The organism is Pseudoroseomonas cervicalis ATCC 49957 (assembly GCF_000164635.1).
In the GTDB taxonomy this organism is placed as follows: domain Bacteria; phylum Pseudomonadota; class Alphaproteobacteria; order Acetobacterales; family Acetobacteraceae; genus Pseudoroseomonas; species Pseudoroseomonas cervicalis.
Genome location: NZ_GG770840.1, coordinates 1 through 1,602 on the forward strand (window position 1 = coordinate 1; position 1,602 = coordinate 1,602).

Annotated in this window: 3 protein-coding genes; 2 read left to right on the plus strand and 1 reads right to left on the minus strand. The window is 76.4% G+C overall.

The genetic code is table 11. The features are described 5' to 3' along the window. The coding region (locus HMPREF0731_RS19510) for a thermonuclease family protein (RefSeq protein ID WP_007005936.1) at positions 1-491 on the plus strand (491 nt) is incomplete at its 5' end. Beyond that, positions 488-1,183, plus strand: coding sequence for a monofunctional biosynthetic peptidoglycan transglycosylase (gene mtgA / locus HMPREF0731_RS19515; protein WP_007005937.1), 696 nt, complete (start codon positions 488-490; stop codon positions 1,181-1,183). The genes HMPREF0731_RS19510 and mtgA, both read left to right, overlap by 4 nt. A gap of 1 nt (position 1,184) precedes the next feature. On the opposite strand, the gene HMPREF0731_RS19520 is transcribed toward mtgA, so the two are convergent. Beyond that, positions 1,185-1,602 (minus strand): hypothetical protein (locus HMPREF0731_RS19520; RefSeq protein WP_007005938.1); only part of this gene is annotated, 418 nt, incomplete at its 5' end.

Sequence of the window (1,602 nt, forward strand, 5' to 3'; positions counted from 1 at the left end):
CCGCGCCGGAGGCCCCGCGCGAGGCGCCGCGCCGCGCCAGCCTGCCCGCCGAGCCCTTCTCCGGCCGGCCGCGGGTGATCGATGGCGACACGCTGGATGTCGCCGGCATCCGGGTCCGCATGCAGGGCATCGACGCCTTCGAGAGCGACCAGCAATGCACCCGCCGCGGCGGCGGTCGCTTCGCCTGCGGGCGGGAGGCGACCGAGCAGCTGGCCACGCTGATCGGCGGGCGGGAGATCACCTGCACGCCGGACGGGTCGCAGACGCATGGCCGCTCGGTCGCGGTCTGCACGGTGCGGCAGGGCGGGCAGGAGATCGACCTGAACGGCGCCATGGTGCGCTCGGGTTTCGCCTTCGACTGCCCGCGCTATTCGCGCGGCCGCTACGCGGAGCAGGAGGCCGAGGCCAAGGCCGAGGGCGCCGGTGCCTGGGGCGGGCGCTTCACCTATCCCTGGTCGCATCGCGACCGCGCCGGCGCCTGCGGGCGGTGAGCGGGCGGCGGGCGCTGTCCGGGCTGTGGCCGCGCCGCTGGTGGGCGCGGCTCGGCCTCGGCCTGCTGCTCGGGCCGCCGCTGCTGATCCTGCTCTTCCGCTTCGCCCCCGTGCCGGTGACGCCGCTGATGCTGCTGCGCGCGGCGCAGGGGCATGGCATCGAGAAGCAGTGGGTGGCCTATGATTCGATCGACCGCGCCCTGCCGCGCGCGGTGATCGCGGCGGAGGACAATGGCTTCTGCGGCCAGTGGCTGGGCTTCGACTTCCCCGCCCTGCGCGGCGAGGTCGCGGCGCTGCTGGCGGGCGAGCGGCCGCGCGGCGCCAGCACCATCACCATGCAGCTGGCCAAGAACCTGTTCCTGTGGCCGGGGCGCGACCCGGTCCGCAAGCTGCTGGAGGCCTGGCTGACGCCGCAGATCGCCCTGCTGTGGCCGAAGCGGCGCATCCTGGAGGTCTATCTGAACATCGTCGAGTTCGGCCCCGGGATCTATGGGGCGGAGGCGGCGTCGCGCGCCTTCTGGGGGCGGGGGGCCGCGGATCTCACGCCGGGCCAGGCGGCGCTGCTGGCGGTGGTGCTGCCGCTGCCGCTGGAATGGTCGGCCGCCGAGCCCGGCCCCTATCTCCGCGAGCGGGCGGCGCTGATCCAGCGCCGGGTCGGGCAGCTGGGCGGCGCGCTGGGCTGCGCGGGGTAGCTCAGGCCGCCGCCGAGCGCGGCGCGATGGCGGGGCGCCGCAGGCCGCGCGCCAGGCGCAGCAGCGGCCGCTCCACCAGCCAGTGGAAGGCGAGACCGGCGGCGATGATGCCGGCGGCGAGCAGCGCCAGCAGCGCCCAGCCGGGCAGCAGCGCCGGCAGGCTCAGCGCCAGGGCGAGCCGCGCCAGCAGGCTGTAGGCCAGGAGATGCGTCAGGTAGAGGCTGTAGGAGGCCTCGCCCAGGCGCAGCAGCGGCGCCGGCAGGGGCAGCGGCGCCCGCGCCTCGCGCGCCGCCAGGCCGGCGATGAGCAGCCCGCTGGCCAGGCCATAGGTCAGGATGAAGGCCTGGGGTGGCAGCAGGCCGGACCCGGCCGCCGCCTGCCGCACATCGAGCCCGGCGGCCAGCGCGAAGAGCGCGCCG